Raw genomic sequence first — 17,478 nt, 5'->3', positions numbered from 1 at the left:
TCAGCCCTTCCTCAGCCGCGGCCGGCGCCGGCCGCCCAGCTCGGTCTCGTAGTAGACGGCGAAGGCGCTCCCCCGCAGCGTGACCGCGGTCAGCGCCATGATGATCACGAACAGGATCCAGGCCAGCGCCGACGCGTACCCCATCCGGAAGTTCTGGAACGCGTTGTCGTACAGGTAATAGACGAAGAACAGCAGCGAGTCCTTCGGGCCGCCGTTCGCGATGAAGCCCTGGGTGAAGATCTGCAGCGCGCCGATGATCCCGGTCAGCACGTTGAACAGGATGATCGGGCTGAGCTGCGGCAACGTGATGTGCCAGAACAGCCGGACCACGCCCGCCCCGTCCAGCGCCGCCGCCTCGTACAGGTTGCTCGGTACGTCCTTCAGCCCGGCCAGGTAGATCACCATCGCGCCGCCAACGGTCCACAGACTCATCAGGATCACCGTCGGCAGTGCCCAGGACGCGTCGTTGAACCAGCCCGGCCCCTCGATCCCGGCCTTGCCGAGTAGGTCGTTCGCCAGCCCGTACTGCGGGTTGAAGACCCAGAGGAACAGCACGATCTGCGCCACCCCGGACACCAGGCTCGGCAGGTACCAGATCGTCCGGAACAACCGGATCCCCGGCAGGTCCACGTTCATCAGCAGCGCGACCAGGAACGCGAGCGCCGTCTGCAACGGCACGCTGATCAGCGCGTACAGCAGCGTCACCTTGATCGCCTGGGCGACCCGCGGGTCCTGGAACGCCTCGGTGTAGTTGGCGATGCCCACGTACTTCGGCGGCGTGATCAGGTCCCACGAGGTGAGGCTGACGTACACCGACGACAGCATCGGGCCGACCGTGAAGACCAGGAAGCCGATCAGCCAGGGCGAGATGAACAGCCAGAACGCGATCGTCTTGTCGGCCCGCGGCCACTTCCGCTTGGCCCCGTACGCCGCCAGTCCGATGACGGCGTACAGGACGGCCAGCAGGACCAGGAACGGGACCAGCGGCACCAGGACTCCCGGGACACCCCAGGACTCCGCGAGCTGCCGGATCCAGCCGATGGTCGGATTCACGTCCTACCTCACTGCTTCAGTGCCGCGGTGCACTTGTCGTTGAGCCCGGGCAGCACCTTGGCCACGTCGTCCTTGCCACTGCCGAGCGGGGTGTAGCTGGTGATGCCCTTGTCCGCGTCGCCGGAGATCTGCGCCTCGCGCGGAACCGAGGGGCTCACCAGGCCGGTCTTCATCGCGGTGGTGAACGCGGCCAGGTTCTTGTCGGCCGGCAGCACCTTCTCCAACGTTCCCGTCGACTCCGCGATGATCGGTACGCCGAGCGCGGTGTTGCCCTGGATCAGCTGGTCCTGTGCCTCCTTGGCGGTGCTGGCGAACTCGACGAACTTCTTCGCCGTCTCGGCCTGCTTGCCGCTCGCCGTCTTCGAGATCGCCAGCCCACCGACCTCCATCGGGAACCCCTTGCCGGGGACCGGGACGAGGGTCCAGTTCGGCTTGGTGAACTTCGCGAAGTCCGCGACCGTCCACGGCCCGAAGTCGCTGAACGTCCCGAGCCGCCCGGCCGCGAACCACTGCGCCTGGTCCTGACCCTCGACGTCCAGCGAGGTCGGCGCGGACCCCTCCTTCTGCAGGTCCACCACGTACTGCGCGGTCTGTACGCCCTGCTCGTCGCCGAAGGTGCACGCGGTCGCGTCGGCGTTGTAGAACCCGCCACCGGCCGCGGTCAGCCAGCCCTTGAACCACAGGTTGCTGGCCCCGTACACCCGCTTCTTGCCCTCACCGTGGGACAGCTTGGCGGCGATCGTCTTGTACTCCTCCAGCGTCAGCGGCGTGGTCGCGCTGGGCAACGGCAGCCCGGCGGCCTTGAACGCGTCCACGTTGATCGCCATCACCTTCGGCTTCGCGGTGAACGGCGTCGCGTAGTACTTGCCGTCGAACTTCAGCGCCGCGGAGATGTTCGGCTGGACGAACTTCGCCGGGTCCACCTGCTGCTCGGCGAAGCTGGGCGCGAACCCGGCCAGGCTGGTGTTGCTGATCTCCATCACGGTGGACTGGGTCCCGGCCGCGATCGACGTCTGCAGCTTCTGCTCGTAGTCGGCCTGGATCCAGTTCGTGGTCACCTTGGTGCCGGGGTTCGCCTGCTCGAACGCGGCCGCGATCGCCTTCAGCGAGGCCGCCTCGGAGTTCGTGCCCCAGAAGGAGAAGCTGATCTCGGCGCTGTCGTTCTTGCCGCCGTTGTTGGCGGCGGGCTGGCTGCCGGTCGCGCAGCCGGCGGCGAGCAGGAGTGCTGCCAGACCGGCGCCGGCCGGGAGCAGGCGGTTGCGAAGCTTCATGAGGGGTCCTTCGTCTGAGAGGTCACCCGGGCGGTCTCGCCGGGTGTGAGGGTCGTCCGTCCGGCGGTGCCGACCCGCACCGTCAGCGGCCCCGGTCCGCTGTGCACGGTGAGCTCCGTCGTGTGCCGGCCGGTCTGGCTGATGCGGAGGTCCCACGCACCGACCCGGACGTGGTCCGCGGTCAGCCGGCCGACGGCGGCCGGCAGGTGGGAGTCGATGGTCAGAGTCGCCGTCGCCGCGTCCGGCCGGAGCCCCAGCAATCCCGCCACCAGGTGCTGGACCACCGTGAAGGAGATCTCCGGGTAGTCGTCGCGGCTGTCGATCAGGTGCCGCAGCCAGCGCCAGGCCGACTCGTCGCGGCGGTGCCGGAAAAAGACCTCCGGCAGGTAGCTGAACGCCTCGATGTTCGCCGGCGGCGCCAGCTCGAGCTGCTGCTCCACGAAGTCCAGGTACGCCTCGGTCCGCGGGCCGTCGCCGGTCAGGCCGGTCATCGGCGCGATCCAGCTCGCCTCGAGCCCCCAGGCGAAGTCCAGCTCACCGCTCACCGAGCGGCCGCGGGCGAACCGGCCGAGCGACTCGCTCCACCAGCCGTCCAGGTACCGGCGCTGGATCCGCTCGGCCTGCTCGCGGTACGAGTCACCGTGCAGCCGGGCGACCGCGAGCAACGCGGCGTAGTGCAGCGCGAGCCCGTCGGACGCCACGGTCAGCGGCGCCTCCGAGTGCTCGTTGTACGTCGCCGTGCCGACGAAGATGTCGCCGGTCCCGGACGCCTCGGGAATTCCGTCCCCGTCGCCGTCGTGCCCGGCGACGAAGTCCTCGACCGAGCGCCGGTAGTACGCCGCCAGGTCGGGGTCGTCGATCCAGGCCCGGTCGCCGGTCCAGGCGTACTGCTCCAGCGACCGCCAGGTCAGGTCGAACACCGCGGGGATCTCCCGCACGAAGTCGTCGTCACCCCGGTAGTCGAGCGCGGCCGGCGTCCCGTCGAAGTGGAACGCCCACAGCGGGTACCACTTGCGCGCCGCCGTCGCGGACCGGGCGAAGTGCCGCAGCATCGCGAAGTTCTCCGCGTCCAGCCCGAGCAGGTGCGCACCGACGGCCTGGTGACAGACGTCCCGCGAGTAGAACATGTCCCGCGACGGGTAGCCCGCCCAGTACGACGGCAGGTTGCCCTTGGCAACGTCCGTCTGGACCCAGCCGAGGGCCCGCTTCCGGGCCCAGGAGAACGCCTCCTCGACCAGCGGGTTGTCCGACGTGACGGTCAGCGCGACCATTCCGGCCACCTTCCGTGGAATCGACTATTAGCGCTAAAATTAGGCATCCGATCCCCGATAGTCAATATGTTCGGCGGGACGGATTTTACCGCTATAGTCGGCGGTGACGACGAAGGAGACCCAGCATGACGCCTGCCCCGCCCGCGGCCGGATTCGAGGTCCGCTCCCCCGCCGGGACCCTGCGCCGGACCGGTGCGGTCACCGGTGCCACGGTCACCGAGCTGCCCGTCCAGGAGCCCGGTGTGCTGCGGTTCGAGCTGATCGCCACCGACCTCGCGACGGAGCCGGTGCGGATCCGCTGGACCTGGCCGGTCGAGACCGCGGCGACGTTGTGGCGGGCGACCCAAGGCTCCCACCGCGAGCTGCCGACCGACTGGGGTTCGCACCGCGACATCCGGTCCGTCCGGTCGGCGCCGGTCGCCGCGTTCGTCGGCACCGACGACATCAGTCCGCTCGCCGTCTCGCTCTCGTCGGCCGTACGCGGCTGCGACTTCGCCGTCGGGGTAAACGAGGAATCCGCCGAGCAGTTGGTCCAGCTCACGGTCGACGACGTCGAGGCGGTCGACGGGGTGCACCGCTTCGTGCTCCGGATCGACCTTCGCGGGCTGCACTTCGCCGAGGCGCTCCGCGGCGTCACCGCCGACTGGTCCGCCGAGCTCGGTGACCGCGTCGTCGAGGTGCCGGCGCTCGCCCGGGAGGCGATGTACTCGACCTGGTACTCCGACCACCAGCACGTCTCGGCCGAGTCGGTCGAGCGGCACGCCGCCGAGGGCGCGGAGTACGGGTGCCGAGCGGTGATCGTCGACGACGGCTGGCAGACCGAGGACACCGCCCGTGGGTACGCGCACTGTGGTGACTGGGAGCCGACGAGTTCGACGTTCCCCGACATGGCCGAGCACGTCCGCCGGGTGCACGAGCTCGGCGTGGACTACGTGCTGTGGATCGCGCCGCCGCTCCTTGGCGAACACTCGAAGGCCTGGGACCGGTTCGGGGACCGCGTCCTCGGCTACGTCGACGGGCTGAGCGCGTGGGTGCTCGACCCGCGCTGTCCCGAGGTGCGCGAGCACATCGTCGAGTGCTGCGTGCGGCCGGTCCGCGACTGGGGTGTCGACGGGCTGAAGATCGACTTCATCGACTCGTGGGCGTGGACGAATCCCCCGGCCGCCCCGGACGGCGACTGCGCGACCGTCGACGAAGGGGTCGAGCTGATTCTCGCCGCGGTCACGGCCGAGCTGCGCCGGTTGCGGCCGGACCTGCTGATCGAGTTCCGGCAGGACTACGTGAACCCGCGGCTGTGGCAGTTCGGCACGTTCCTCCGAGCCGGCGACTGCGCGATGGACGCGGTGGAGAACAGGGTCCGTACCATCGACGCGCGGCTGCTCGCGGGTGACCGTGCGGTCCACTCCGACATGCTGATGTGGCATCCGGAGGCTTCACCTGTGGCCGTGGCCGAGCAGTTCATCGGCGCGTTGTTCAGTACGCCGCAGGTGTCGGTCGAGTTGCGGTCCCATTCCGCCGAACACCAGCAGGTCGTGCGGTACTGGCTCGACTTCGCCGGCGAGCACGCGGACACGTTGCTGCACGGCGTACTGACTCCGGTGCGGCCCGATGCCCGGTACACGCAGGTCGCCGCGTTGTCCGAGGACAAGGCGATCGTGGCCGTGTACTCGAATCCGGTTGTCCGGCTGGCCACGCCGGTCGCGGTGACCCTGTTGGTGAACGGCGGCAACGAGCCCGCGATCTTCCTCGACGGTGCCGGCCCTGGACCCGTCGAACTCGTAGTGTCTGACTGCTCGGGGGCCGAGGTGTCGCGGACGACCACGACGCCGCCGCCGGGGTTGTGGCCGATCGGAGTCCCGGTCGGTGGGGTGGCCCGGATCGAGCGGGTCTGACGGAGGGGGCCGGCCTTGGCCGAGCGGAGGAAGACGGTGACGCAACGGCGGACGACCGTGGCCGACGTGGCCCGGAAGGCGGGCGTGTCCGCGATGACGGTGTCGAACGTGCTGAACGCGCCGCACCGGGTGAGCGACCAGACCGTCCAGGTGGTCCGGGCCGCGATCGACGAGCTCGGCTACATGCCGAACCACGCGGCCCGGGCGCTGTCGTCCGGACGTAGCCAGGTGATCGGCCTGCCGCTGTACCAGGAGGACGACACCTTCAGCGACCAGAACCCGGGCCTCGGCGGCTTCCTGCACGGGCTGCTCGGTGGACTGGTCAAGGCGGCGGCCGTGTCCGGGTACGGCGTGCACGTGACCACGCCGACCGAGGGCGCGACCGAGATCGCCCTGTACGAGAAGCTGATCGCGGCCCGGCAGGTGGACGCGATCGTGGTACTGGAGACGATGCCGCACGACCCGCGGATCGAGTTCCTCAGCCAGCGCGGGTTCCCGTTCGTCGCCTTCGGCCGGACCGGTCCCGGGCAACGGCAGTGCTGGGTGGACGTCGACAACGCGGCGTCCATGGCCGGGATCGGCGAGCACCTGCGGTCGACCGGCCGGGAGCGCGCTGCGTACCTGGCTACGGACACCTCACTGCCGTGGGTGCATCAGCGGCAGGAGGGTTTCCTGCAGGCGTTCCCGGCGCCGCGGTCGATGGAGTCGTTCGGCGATCTCACGGCCGTGGCCGGGCACGTGGAGGCCTTGTTCGACGCCGCCGATCACCCGGACGTGGTCGTCGCGGACAACGACGCGTTCGCCGTGATCGCGATGCGGGCGCTCCAGCGGCGCGGTGTCAAGGTGGGCCAGGACGTCGCGGTGACCGGGTTCAACGACTTCCCGTTCGCGAGCATGCTGGACACTCCGCTGACCACGGCCCGGATTCCCCTGCGGGACATCGCGTCCTGCTTGTTCGACCGGGCGCTGCGGGAGATCAGCGGGGATCCTGACCAGCCGGGTCAGCTGGTAGTGGCTCCGCTGGTGGTTCGCTCGAGCGCCTGACCGCGGCGTCCTGGGTCTTGCGGACGGCGGCGTCGAGGGCCGCCAGGACGGCGACCGCCTCCGCGGCCAGCGTCTCCCCCGCCTCGGTCAGGGCCAGCCGGGCCGAGGACCGGTCGAAGAGGTCCACGCCGACGCGTCGTTCGAGCTGGCGCATCGCGCGGGACAGCGGGGGTTGGGCGATGCCGAGCCGTTCCGCCGCCCGGGTGATGTTCAGGTCCTCGGCGACTGCCTGGAAGTAGCGCAGCTCGCGGATCTCGGGTTCCGGCACCCCACCAGAGTATGGGCGGCAGGCAATCAAGGCGTGGTCAGCGCGCGCCGGGCCAGCCAGAGCGTCACGCAGGTCCCGAGCACGCCCGCGATCGCGATCGTCAGCCCCGGCCGGATCAGCGTTCCCACCACTCCGGCGAGCGCGATGCTCACCCCCTGGATCGCCATCAGCCCGCTGGTCTGCACGGTGAACAACCGCCCCCGGTACGCCGGATCGGTGGCGCCGAGGATGAGCGGGTCGATGCCCTGGTTGAACGCGAACCCGCTGCCCGCGATCGCCAGCAACACCGCCGCGACCGGGACCGACGGCGTGGCCAGGAACGCGATCGCGGGGACCTGGCTCGCGAGGACCAGCGGCAGCACCAGGCGGCGCCGGGTCTCGGGTGACAACCGGGCGACGACGAGCTCGCCGAGGACGGTCCCCGCGGCGTACCCGGTGAAGAGCGCACCGGCTGCGGTCGCGGCGGCCCCGGCTTCGGCGGTGTACGCGACCGCGAGGCCGTCCGGGACCGAGGAGAACGCCGGTGCGACCCAGGTGAGCAGGATGAGATTGCGCAACCGCCGTCGGCCGAAGAGGTACCGCAGACCAGCGAGCGAGTCCTGCACCGTGCCGCGGTCGGAGGGGACCGCGGGGGTGAAAGGCGTCCCGAATCCGATCAGCGCGGCCGAGGCCACGAACGTCACCACGTCGAGCGCGAGCAACCAGGTCGGGCCGATCGCGGCGACCGCGACCGCGCCGACGGCGAACCCGGTCAGCACGGTCAGCTGACTGATTGCCCGGAGCAACGACCTGCCGATCGGGAAGAGGTCGGCCGGCAACAGGTGCGCGAGGCTGGCGGCCCGGGCCCCGGCGAAGATCGGCGCGACCACCCCGGTAAGCAGGAGCAGCCCGAGCAACGCGGCCACCGGCAGTCCGGGGATCAGCATCAGCGTGATCGCGGCCGCGCTGACCAGATCGCACCCGACCAGCACGCGCCGCGCCGGGAACCGGTCCGACAGCGACGAGAGCGCGGTCCCACCGAACGCGTACGGCAGGAACGAGCAGACCAGGACCAGGGCCGAGAGCAACGGCGACGCGGTCCGCTCGAACACCAGGATGGACAGCGCCACCTGGGCCGCGACGGTACCGAGCATCGAGACCGCGTGCGCGCCGAAGACGGCCGGCATCCCGGCGATGCGGAGCACCGTGCGATAGCCGTTCGCCGGCAGGGTTGTCGTCATGGCTCCGAGCTTCGGGCCGTTCGCCGCTCGGGAGTAGACTTTCGGGTCACGCCGAAACAACGAGGTGGCCCCGATGACCGTGCTGCGGTTCAGCCAGGCCGATACACTGCGCTGCCGGTTCGGCCTGTCCCCGTTGTGGGAGACGATGTCGGCGGTCCGGGTCCTGCACAGCCGCCGGCACCGGCCGCTGTACGCCGGATGGGTGGCCGCGAAGGCGGAGACGGCGGCCAAGCTCGACCTGGGCATGCTGAAGGCGGTCCAGCCACGGACCGGGTTCACGCCCGACTTCCTGACGCCGCCACCGAAGGCGAGCCGGGCCAGATTCGGGACGGAGCTCGCCCGGGTCCGCGCGACCCCGCTCGACCTGGTCCGGTCCGAGCTGATCCGGTCACGGGACGAGCTCGGCAATCCCGGCGGCCCGCAAATCGACCGGATGCTGGCCGATCTCGCCGGGACCCGGGAGCGGTTCGCCGACCAGCTCGAGACCGCGTGGACGGCGTTGGTGGAACCGGACTGGCCGATGCTCAGCCGGGTGCTCGAGGACGACATCGCGTACCGCGGACAGCAGCTGACCACGGGCGGACTGGCCCGGCTGTTCGACGATCTCCACCCGACGCTGTCCTGGCAGGGCGATCAGCTGGTCGCCGCCAAGTACCGCGAGCCCGACCACGAGCTGACCGGACAAGGGCTGCTGCTGGTACCAGGCGTGTTCGCGTGGCCGCATCTCGTCGCCGTGGTCGGACCCAGCTACCAAACGACCCTGGTGTACCCGGCACGGGGTGCGGCCCGGCTGTGGTCGGACGCGCCGGCTCCCCCGGATCCGCTGGCCCGGTTACTCGGCCGGACGAGGGCGACACTGTTGGTCGCGTTGGACCCGCCGGCGACGACGAGCGCGCTCGCGGCCCAGTACGGGCTGGCCCTCGGGACGGTGGCCGAGCACCTGGCGGCGTTGACCGGGGCGGGGCTCGCGGCGCGGCGACGGACCGGTCACCAGGTGCACTACCGGCGGACCGAGGTCGGGCAGGCTGTGGTCGACGCGTCGGTCGGCTGATCCTGACCTGCGGCGACGACCGTGGTGCGTGGCGCCATCTTGCGGTTCACCGGCTGAGAATGCTCTCGACGGCGTGTAATGAGTGTGAGAGCGTTATGCCCATGTACAGGCGCCGGCCTCGCGCGGCCGGATGAGGTAGTGGGAGTGGACATGCAGGACGCGGCTCGCAGGAAGTCGATCGGGCTGGGGTTCGCCGTGTTCTCGGCGATCACGTTCGGTGGGTCGGGGCCGTTCGCGAAGGCCCTGATCGGGGCCGGGATGTCGCCGCAACAGGCCGCCTGGCTGCGCATCCTGGGCGCCGCCGCCTTGCTCGTCCCGCTCGCCCTGATCCTCCGCGGCAGTGCCGGGATCCGCGCTGCCCGGGCGTCCTGGCCGCAGCTCGTGCTGTACGGCCTGACCGGGATCGCCGGTTGCCAGACGCTGTTCTTCATCGCGGCCAGCCGGCTGCCGGTCGGGATCGCGATCCTGCTCGAGTTCTCCGGCCCGGTGCTGGTGGTCGGCTGGCTGAAGTTCGGCCGCAAGGTCGCCGTCCCGCGCTCGGCGGCGCTCGGCGTCGGAATCGCGCTGGCCGGGCTGGCCGTGGTGGTCGAGATCTGGTCCGGGTTGCAGCTCGACCTGATCGGCCTGCTCGCCGGACTCGGCGCGGCCGCCTGCCAGGCGACGTACTTCCTGCTGATCGACAAGCTCACCGGGGTCGCCGATCCGCTGGTGATGACAGCGGCCGGCAGCATCGTCGGCGCGCTCCTGCTGACCGCGATCGCGGCGCCGTGGGGGATCCCGTGGCACGCGCTGACCGACACGATCGCGATCGGTCAGCGGTCCGCGCCCGGCTGGGTACTCGCCGCCTGGCTGATCGTGATGAGCACGGTGATCGCGTACCTGGCCGGCGCGGCCGCGGTACAACGGCTGTCCGCGGCGATCGGCGGCGCGGTGGCGTACGTCGAGGTGGTGGCGGCGAGCCTGTTCGCGCTCGTGCTGCTGAACGAGACGTTGCGGACGAACCAGATCATCGGCGGCGCGATCGTGCTGCTCGGCGCGTTCGTCGCGCAGTCCTCGGTCGGCAAGGTCGCGCCCCCAGAGATCCCACCGGCAGAGGAGTTCGACGCCGACGACGAGGCCGCGCTGCTCGGCGATGCGGGCAAGACCGGGCGGACCGATCTGGACCCCGCCGGCCTCTGACGTCGACAGGCCGCGGCCCGGCCCGGCCCGGCCCGAGAGGATGACGACCATGGAATCGATCGTCACTGTGCCGGGCGGCCAGGTCCGCGGAGCCACCGACCACGGAGTCGCCCGGTACCTCGGCATCCCGTACGCCGCGGCCGCGGCCGGCCCCGCCGCCTTCGAACCACCCCGCCCGGTGGTGGCGTGGGACGGCGTGCGCGACGCAACGGTTCTCGGTCCGACGGCACCGCAACCACCGTACGAGCCGCCGTTCGACGGGCTGCTGGCGAACCCGTTGCTCCCTGGTGACGAGTTCCTCAACCTGAACGTCTGGACTCCCGGTGGTTCCGGGCTGCCGGTGCTCGTCTTCTTCCACGGTGGCGCGTTCCGGAACGGCTCCAACGCGATCCCGGCGTACGACGGAGCCGCCTTCGCCCGGGACGGCGTGGTGCTGGTCGGCGTGAACTACCGGCTCGGGGTGCAGGGCTTCGGCGTGGTCGAGGACGCGCCGAGCAACCGTGGCCTGCTCGACCAGGTGGCCGCGCTGGAATGGGTGCGGGACACCATCGCGACGTTCGGCGGCGACCCTGACCAGGTGACGATCTGCGGGCAGTCCGCCGGGGCGATGAGCGTGGCCACGCTGATGGCCGTCCCGGCCGCGCGAGGGCTGTTCCGACGCGCGATCGTGCAGAGCGGCAAGGCCGATGCGACCGCGAGCGAGAGCGACGCCGCCCTGGTCACCGCCGAACTGGCCAAGCGCCTCGGCGTACCGGCCACGGTGGCGGGACTCGGATCGGTCCGGGTCGAGGACCTGATCGCGGCTCAGCGTCAGGTCGCACTCGAACTGCGGCAGGCACCCGACCCGCAGCGGTGGGGAGCGACCACGATCAGCGCGGGCGGCGGGATCATGCCGTTCTTCCCGGTGATCGACGGGGACCTCCTGCATGAGCAGCCGTTGGCCGCGATCGCCGCCGGTGCGTCGTCCGGACTCGAGTTGCTGGCCGGGACGACGCGGGAGGAGTTCAACTTCTTCATGGTGCCGACGGGTCAGGCCGCCGCGATCACCGCCGAGGCGCTGCCGCTGTTGCTCGCCCGGCTCGGCCTCGATCCCGCGGTCGCCGCGACCTACGCTCCCGGCCGGACCCCGGGCGAGATCGTGATGGCGATCACCGGCGAGTACTTCTTCACCCAGCCCACGATCCAGCTGGCCGAGGCCCAACGCGCGGCCGGCGGGACGGCGTACCTCTACCAGTTCACGTGGCCGTCACCGCTGGAGGGTATGGGCGCGTGCCACTCGCTGGAGCTGCCGTTCGTGTTCGACAACCTCGCGACGGCGACCTCCCCGCTCTACGGGACCGAGCCGCCGCAGGAGCTGGCCGATCGGATACACGCCGCCTGGGTGGCGTTCGCGACCACCGGGGACCCGGGCTGGTCACCGTACGAGGCGACCGCCCGGGAAGTCCAGGTGTTCGGCCAGACCCTTCCCTAGATCGCCGGTTCGAGCAGGGAGACGACGAGATCGCGGGGCAGGCCGTGGGTCTCGTGCAGGTACTCGAAGTCGCTGTCGTCGAGGGTCTTGTCGAACCGGTCGTGGCTGAGCACCTTGCGGCCGCGCTCCAGCAGGTTGGTGAACCGGATCTCCTCGTCGATCAGGATCCGCCGGACCAGCGTGACCAGCTCGCCCTGGTGGAAGTGCTCCAGGGTGTGCTCGAACAGCTCCAGCGGCAACTCCGACAGGCTGCGCGACTCGTCGGTCCGCCAAAGGATCGTCAGCACCCGGCGGATCAGCCGGCGCAGCACGTACCCGCGGCCGGTGTTCGACGGGTGCACGCCGTCGCCGACCACGACGATGCTGGACCGCAGGTGGTCGATCACGATCCGCTCGTCGGTCTCGTCCAGCTTCCACAGCCGCGGGATCGTCCGCCGCCACGGCTCGAACAAGCTGGTGTCGTAGACCGAGTCCTTGCCTTCGAGCAGCATCGTCAGCCGCTCCAGGCCGAGCCCGGTGTCGATGTTGCGGCGCTCCAGCGGTTCCAGCGAACCGTCGCCGAGCCGGCGGTACCGCATCATCACGTGGTTCCACACCTCGACCCAGCGGTCGTCGGTGGTCGGCGTCCCCTCGGGTGAGCCGTCGCCGGTCCACAGGAAGATCTCCGAGTCCGGGCCACACGGTCCGGTCGGGCCGTTGGACCACCAGTTGTCGTCCGTGGTCAGCTCGATCGGGACCCCGAGCGACTGCCACGTCCGCAGCGACTCCTGATCCAGCTCCACCTGGTCGTCACCGCCGAACACGGTCACGTACAGCTGGCCCGGGTCGATCCCGAATCCCTCGGTGAGCAGCTCGTACCCCCAGCGCAGCGTCTGCTCGGTGCCGTAGTCACCGAGCGACCAGGAGCCGAGCATCTCGAACACGGTCAGGTGGGTGGAGTCGCCCACTTCGTCCAGGTCGGTGGTGCGCAGACATCGCTGGATCCCCACCAGTCTCGGGCCGAGCGGATGTGGCTCACCCTCCAGGTAGGGCGTGAGCGGATGCATGCCCGAGGTCGTGAACAGCACCGGATCGCCCGGCCGCGGGATGAGCGAGGACCCGGTGGTCGGGACGTGGCCGCGCTGGTGGAAGAAGTCGATGAAGGTCTTGCTGAGGTCCATGGCAGGTGTCCTTGTCGGTGAAGGACCGGAACGGAACCCTGGCCTCGGCAACGAGAAAACCGGCGAACCGTTTCCGGTCGCCGGTTTCTGGAGGAAGACGTCAGGCAGCGGCAGCCGGTGAGCACTGAGCTCGTACGGCTGCGGCAAGGCGCGACATCTGATGCATGGAGCCCAGAGTACACGCTCCGCGCCGGTTGTCCTCGTGGGTTCCGGATCAGAGCGCGAGCAGCTCGCGGAGCAGGGCGCCGGAACGCTCCCAGGTCCAGGTGCTCCGGACCCACTCCCGGCCGGCCGCGCCGAGCTCGCGGGCGTGCGCCGGATCGGTGAGCAACTCGACCAGGCGGACCGCCGTCGCGACCGGGTTGTACGGGTCGGCCAAGTACCCGGTCTCGCCTGGCAGCACGGTGTCCGCGGTACCGCCGGAGTCACCGATGACGACGGGCTTGCCGGTGGCGGACGCCTCCAGGGTGGCGATCCCGAGGGCCTCCGGCTCGAGGCCGAATCGCCTTGTCCTGCTGGGCATTGCGACCACATCGGCGGCGTCGAGGTACGGCGGGATCTCGGTCCACGGCACCGCGCCGGTGAACCGGACAGATTCGTGGCCGTCGGCAAGCTTCTCCAGGCGGGCCCGGTCCGGTCCACCGCCGACCAGGAGCAGCACCGCGGCCGGGACTTCGGCGAGCACGCGCGGCCAGGCACGGATCAGGGTGTCCTGACCCTTCCGCGCGACCAGCCGCGCCACGCACGCGACCACGGGCCGGCCGTCGAGACCGAGCCGCTTGCGGATCAGAGCTCCCCCGCAGTCCGGGTGGAAGCGGGCCGTGTCGACCCCCGGGGTCAGCCGCCGGATCCGCCGGGCCGCTGCCGGTGAGAGCGCGGGGGCGATCTGCTCCTCGCACCAGGACGAGACCGTGGTGAGCGTGTCCGCGGCGTCGCCGATCCGCCGCAGGGCTTGACGGGCCGCCGGGAGCTTGGCCCACCAGGTCTCATGGCCGTGGGTGAGCCCCACGATCCGCTCCGCCCCGGCCTCGCGCAACGCCGGTCCCATCAGTCCGAGCGGGGCGGCCGCCCCGAACAGTACCCGGTCGGCGCCGTGCTCGCGCATCAGCTGGACGGCCCGCCGGGTCACGCGAGGCGTCGGGAGCAATACCGTGCTGCGATCCCGGACCACGCGGAACGGGAGCGTCGCGTCGTACTGCTTGTCGTCTTGGGCCCGCGAGGTCAGGACGACCAGGTCGTCGAGTTGGTCGCACAGGGAGCGGACGAAGGTCTCGATGCCACCTTGCCGCGGGGGAAAGTCGTTGCTGACAACGAGAACGGTCATCGCTGGACCAGTGGCGGGACGGGGTCGCCGTGCTCGTCGCCCCAGGCGCGGCCCATCGCGATCCGCTCCGGCGGCGTCGGGTGGCTGGCGAACATCCAGTACCGCCAGCGGGCCGGGTCGAGGCCGGAGATGTTCCGGACCGAGAGCGCGTGCTGCATCTCGACGAAGGTCCGCGGGTCGTCGGTCAGCCGCAGCGAGTGGTAGTCGGCGCGGGCCTCGATCTTGCGGCTGATCAGATTCTGCACCGGGGCGGCCAAGGTGGTCCCCAGGACGATCAAGGCGAGCAACAGCGCGGTACGCCGTGGATCGGCCACCTTCGCTCCGAGCAGCAACCGCAGCAGGATCACCGCGAACGCCGCGCCGAGCGCACCGATCGCCGTCCCGTGCAGCACGTCCCCCTCGGCGGCATGCCCGAGCTCGTGCGCCACGACCAGCTTGACCTGAGCGGGTGACGCGCCGTTGAGCAACGTGTCGTAGATGACCAGCCGGCGGGTCGACCCGAAGCCGGACACGTACGCGTTGAGCGCGGTCGTCCGCTTCGACGCGTCCGCGACCAGCACGTCTTTCACCGGGACGCCGTCCTCGCGCGCCATCTGCAGGAACTCGTCCCGTTGCGGGCCGGGCGCGAGCGACGTGAAGTCGTTGAAGCGCGGCTCCACCAGCACCGGGTACGCGAACGAGACGCCGAGGACCAGGACCGCGGCCGCGATCGAGGCGGGCACCCACCACCACGTCCGCCAGCGCTTCGCCAAGGCGATCAGGCCGACCGCGATCGCGATCAGCGCGAGCGAGGTCAACGCCCAGTTCACGGCACGATCGCGGAGCCACAGCCCCCAGCTCTCGGTGGACAGTCCGTAGTCGCGGGTGACGCGCTCGGCCATCACGTCGAACGGTGCCGTCAGCACGCTGGTCAGCAGGACGAGCCCGGCGACCAGGACGGGGACGGCGAGGTACCAGCGGCGGAGCGGCAGCGCGTCGTACATCCGGCGGCCGAGCGGGCTGAACCCGATCACCAGCGGGACCAGCAGCGAGACGATCCAGGAAGCCGTTGACCAGGGCAACAACTCGGCCCGGAACCGTTGCTGGCGGTCGATCTCGGCCGTGGTGAAGTCGAGCGCCGGATCCGGCTTGGGCAGGTCGATCAGGTGCCACGGGGTGGTCGTGACGATCACCACGACGAGCGCCGCCGCGACCAGCACACCGGCCAGCCAGGGCACGCGCCGGCCCAGCTCGCGCGACCTCGGCGGCTCGGCCCCGGTGGCGGGACCGGACGGCCGCTCAGACACCCGCGAGCCTCTGGATGTACTTCTGCCAGTCCGCGACGAACTGCTGCTCGGTGGTGCCCAGCACGGTGCGGAACGCGTCGGCGAGACCGGTCGGGCTCTTCGACGCGTGCACGGTCCGGTAGAACTTGACCAACTTGCTCTGTCCCTCCCGCTCGGCGATCAGGCGGCACGCCAGCCAGCCCGACTCGTAGGCCTGCGGGAGTTCGGACGACGTCGCGGCGAACGCCTCCGGCGGCGGCAGGGTCTTCGGTACCTTGCCGGCCCGGACCGCCTTGAACAGTTCCTTCGCCGCCGACTCGTCCTGCACGGAGACGGCGGTGAACGCGACGTAGTCGGCGAATCCCTCGGCCAGCCACAACGGTACCGGCGAGGCGGTAGCGGTCGACGCGACGTGGGTGGTCTCGTGGGTCAGCACGATCCGCCGGCCCTGCTTGCCGAGCTCCTCGAAGAGCTTCGGGTTGGCCACGATCCGGACCGGGGCGCCGGCCGCCGGCGTGTCCAGCTCGGCCATCGTCACCGCGGCGATCTGGCTGTACGTCCCCTGCGGCGCGCCGAGCACGTACTCCATCTGGGACTGCTTGGCGGGCAGGTAGACGACCGCCTTCTTCCGCCAGTTGTCGCCCCAGACGTCACTGACCGCGTCGACCGCGCGATCGGTCACCGTGGCGTAGTCGTCCGCGTTCGCCTGCGAGTTCAGGCTGATCACCAGGGCGTGGTCGCTCTTCGCGACGTCGATGGCACCGAGCGCCCAGATCGGCCGCCGCTGCCCGGCGACGAACCGCTCCGAGAACGACGCCGCGTACGTCGTCCCGCCGCGCTGCACGAACGTGACCGGCAGCGTCTCCCGAGCCGGCTTCGCGTCGTACCCGCTGAGCTGCCAGGACACCTCGATCTGGGCCAGCCAGGACTTCTCGCCACCGAGCGTTCGCTGCCGGTCGGGCTCGAGCGCGCCGGGGTCGTCGCTCACGTACCGCAGCTGGAACGTGGCCAACGGCAACTTGTCCAGGTTGGTGTAGATCATCCGGGCCTGGTCGTCGAAGTCCTTGGCCTGCGGGTCGATCGTGTCGAGGAACGCGCTGCGGTCCTGCGTCCGTACGGCCTCGACCATCTTCCGCAGCACGGCGCCACCGTCGGTAGCGCGCTGCACACCCGCGGCAGCCTCGTCCGGCGTCGCGCTGGTGTGCCCGGGCACGGTGGAGTGCGACCCGACCGGCGCGGCCGGCGCATCGGCGAGCTGCCGCAACCCGGCGAACGCGGCCACCGCGACGACCAGTACTGCCGCGCCGAGCGCAACCCGCTTCGCCAACGGCTTCGGCATCGGCCAGATCACGGACGACCCGAGCCGCACCTCCCCCGGCGGCCAGGATCCGCTGCCGCCACCACCGACCCGCTTGGCGGCGTGCTGGGCCGGGATGATGATCGTCGTCTGATCCGAAGAGAGCTTCCGCCCGAGCGCCTCGGCCCCGTCCCCGTCCCCGTCGGAACCTTCGGAGCCCCACGCGGCCACCGGCACAGCAAGCCGCTGAATCCGCTCCCCCCGCCCGCCTTCCGTCGAGCGGTCCGGCGGCGTCCCCTCAGGCTGCGCCCCAGACCGCCGCACCACACCCTCGCGCGACTCCTGCGGCGTGCCCTCATGCTGCCTCGGGTCCCCCGGTGCGGATTCGTGCGGCGCTGGGTCCCGCGGCGCGGACTCGCGCGACGTGCGCTCCGACGACGCTCGGTCCCGCGGCGCCGGCTCGTGGGGTGTGTCGGGTTGGGTGGGGAGGACGACGGTGGGCTGGTCGGCGGACGTGGGGACGTGGCCCTCGCGCGTCGAGGCGCGGGGCGGCGCGGTCCGCCGTTCGTCGTCGTTCACCTCGGCCCCTCGCTCCTCACCTGCCCCAGTCAGGGGAGTCACTCTAGGTGCCTCCACCGACAACAGTGAAGCACGCGGTTGGTGAAACGACGCGGCCCCGGGGAATCCCCGGAGCCGCGATCATGATCGGGAG

The 17,478-nt window shown here is 70.8% G+C and carries 14 protein-coding genes; 5 read left to right on the top strand and 9 right to left on the bottom strand.

The genetic code is table 11. The features are described 5' to 3' along the window. The 3 genes from FB561_RS22610 to FB561_RS22600 are packed head-to-tail and all read right to left on the bottom strand — an operon-like array spanning position 1 to position 3,595. Complete coding sequence (locus FB561_RS22610) at positions 1 to 1,053, bottom strand: carbohydrate ABC transporter permease (RefSeq protein ID WP_202880708.1); 1,053 nt, start codon at positions 1,051 to 1,053, stop codon at positions 1 to 3. Between the two features lie 8 nt (positions 1,054 to 1,061). After that, a complete protein-coding gene (locus FB561_RS22605; RefSeq protein ID WP_145809912.1) occupies positions 1,062 to 2,324 on the bottom strand; it encodes an extracellular solute-binding protein in 1,263 nt (420 codons plus the stop codon). After that, positions 2,321 to 3,595: a hypothetical protein gene (locus FB561_RS22600; RefSeq protein WP_145809909.1), complete on the bottom strand. Its 1,275-nt coding sequence runs from the start codon at positions 3,593 to 3,595 to the stop codon at positions 2,321 to 2,323. The genes FB561_RS22605 and FB561_RS22600 overlap by 4 nt, the downstream gene beginning before the upstream one ends. Positions 3,596 to 3,720: 125 nt before the next feature. On the opposite strand from FB561_RS22600, the gene FB561_RS22595 reads away from it, so the two are divergent. Then, entirely contained in the window at positions 3,721 to 5,487 is a 1,767-nt protein-coding gene (locus FB561_RS22595; protein ID WP_145809907.1) for a glycoside hydrolase family 36 protein, read from the top strand. Positions 5,488 to 5,523: 36 nt separating this feature from the next. Then, a complete protein-coding gene (locus tag FB561_RS22590) occupies positions 5,524 to 6,531 on the top strand; it encodes a LacI family DNA-binding transcriptional regulator (protein WP_170284743.1) in 1,008 nt (335 codons plus the stop codon). Here FB561_RS22590 and FB561_RS39035 read toward each other — a convergent pair. Continuing rightward, positions 6,464 to 6,799: a helix-turn-helix domain-containing protein gene (locus FB561_RS39035; protein WP_202880707.1), complete on the bottom strand. Its 336-nt coding sequence runs from the start codon at positions 6,797 to 6,799 to the stop codon at positions 6,464 to 6,466. The genes FB561_RS22590 and FB561_RS39035 overlap by 68 nt on opposite strands. A 26-nt stretch (positions 6,800 to 6,825) precedes the next feature. Next, the gene (locus FB561_RS22580; protein WP_238334984.1) at positions 6,826 to 8,019 is read right to left on the bottom strand and encodes an MFS transporter; all 1,194 of its coding nucleotides are present in this window, start codon (positions 8,017 to 8,019) and stop codon (positions 6,826 to 6,828) included. A gap of 73 nt (positions 8,020 to 8,092) precedes the next feature. Here FB561_RS22580 and FB561_RS22575 point away from each other — a divergent pair, with 73 nt between their 5' ends. The 3 genes from FB561_RS22575 (at position 8,093) to FB561_RS22565 (ending at position 11,720) form a co-directional block, all read left to right on the top strand. Further along, on the top strand, positions 8,093 to 9,070 hold the full coding sequence (locus FB561_RS22575; RefSeq protein WP_202880706.1) for a DUF5937 family protein: 978 nt from the start codon (positions 8,093 to 8,095) through the stop codon (positions 9,068 to 9,070). Between the two features lie 150 nt (positions 9,071 to 9,220). Continuing rightward, complete coding sequence (locus tag FB561_RS22570) at positions 9,221 to 10,249, top strand: EamA family transporter (RefSeq protein WP_145809901.1); 1,029 nt, start codon at positions 9,221 to 9,223, stop codon at positions 10,247 to 10,249. A 49-nt stretch (positions 10,250 to 10,298) separates the two neighbouring features. After that, positions 10,299 to 11,720, top strand: coding sequence for a carboxylesterase/lipase family protein (locus FB561_RS22565; RefSeq protein ID WP_202880705.1), 1,422 nt, complete (start codon positions 10,299 to 10,301; stop codon positions 11,718 to 11,720). Here the strand turns inward: FB561_RS22565 and FB561_RS22560 are convergent. The 4 genes from FB561_RS22560 to FB561_RS22545 form a co-directional block, all read right to left on the bottom strand. Then, on the bottom strand, positions 11,717 to 12,880 hold the full coding sequence (locus FB561_RS22560; RefSeq protein ID WP_145809897.1) for an alanine--tRNA ligase-related protein: 1,164 nt from the start codon (positions 12,878 to 12,880) through the stop codon (positions 11,717 to 11,719). The two genes, FB561_RS22565 and FB561_RS22560, sit on opposite strands and share 4 nt — an antisense overlap. 214 nt (positions 12,881 to 13,094) lie before the next feature. Beyond that, positions 13,095 to 14,204, bottom strand: coding sequence for a glycosyltransferase family 4 protein (locus tag FB561_RS22555; protein ID WP_145809895.1), 1,110 nt, complete (start codon positions 14,202 to 14,204; stop codon positions 13,095 to 13,097). Further along, positions 14,201 to 15,490: a M48 family metallopeptidase gene (locus tag FB561_RS22550; RefSeq protein ID WP_238334983.1), complete on the bottom strand. Its 1,290-nt coding sequence runs from the start codon at positions 15,488 to 15,490 to the stop codon at positions 14,201 to 14,203. The genes FB561_RS22555 and FB561_RS22550 overlap by 4 nt, the downstream gene beginning before the upstream one ends. Continuing rightward, the gene (locus tag FB561_RS22545) at positions 15,483 to 17,345 is read right to left on the bottom strand and encodes a DUF4412 domain-containing protein (RefSeq protein ID WP_238334982.1); all 1,863 of its coding nucleotides are present in this window, start codon (positions 17,343 to 17,345) and stop codon (positions 15,483 to 15,485) included. Before FB561_RS22545 ends, FB561_RS22550 begins: the two co-directional genes overlap by 8 nt. Between the last annotated feature and the right edge of the window lie 133 nt (positions 17,346 to 17,478).

It is taken from the genome of Kribbella amoyensis, assembly GCF_007828865.1.
In the GTDB taxonomy this organism is placed as follows: Bacteria; Actinomycetota; Actinomycetes; order Propionibacteriales; family Kribbellaceae; genus Kribbella; species Kribbella amoyensis.
The sequence above is the reverse complement of the archived record's forward strand: the minus strand, read 5'-3'. Positions and strand labels throughout refer to the sequence as shown.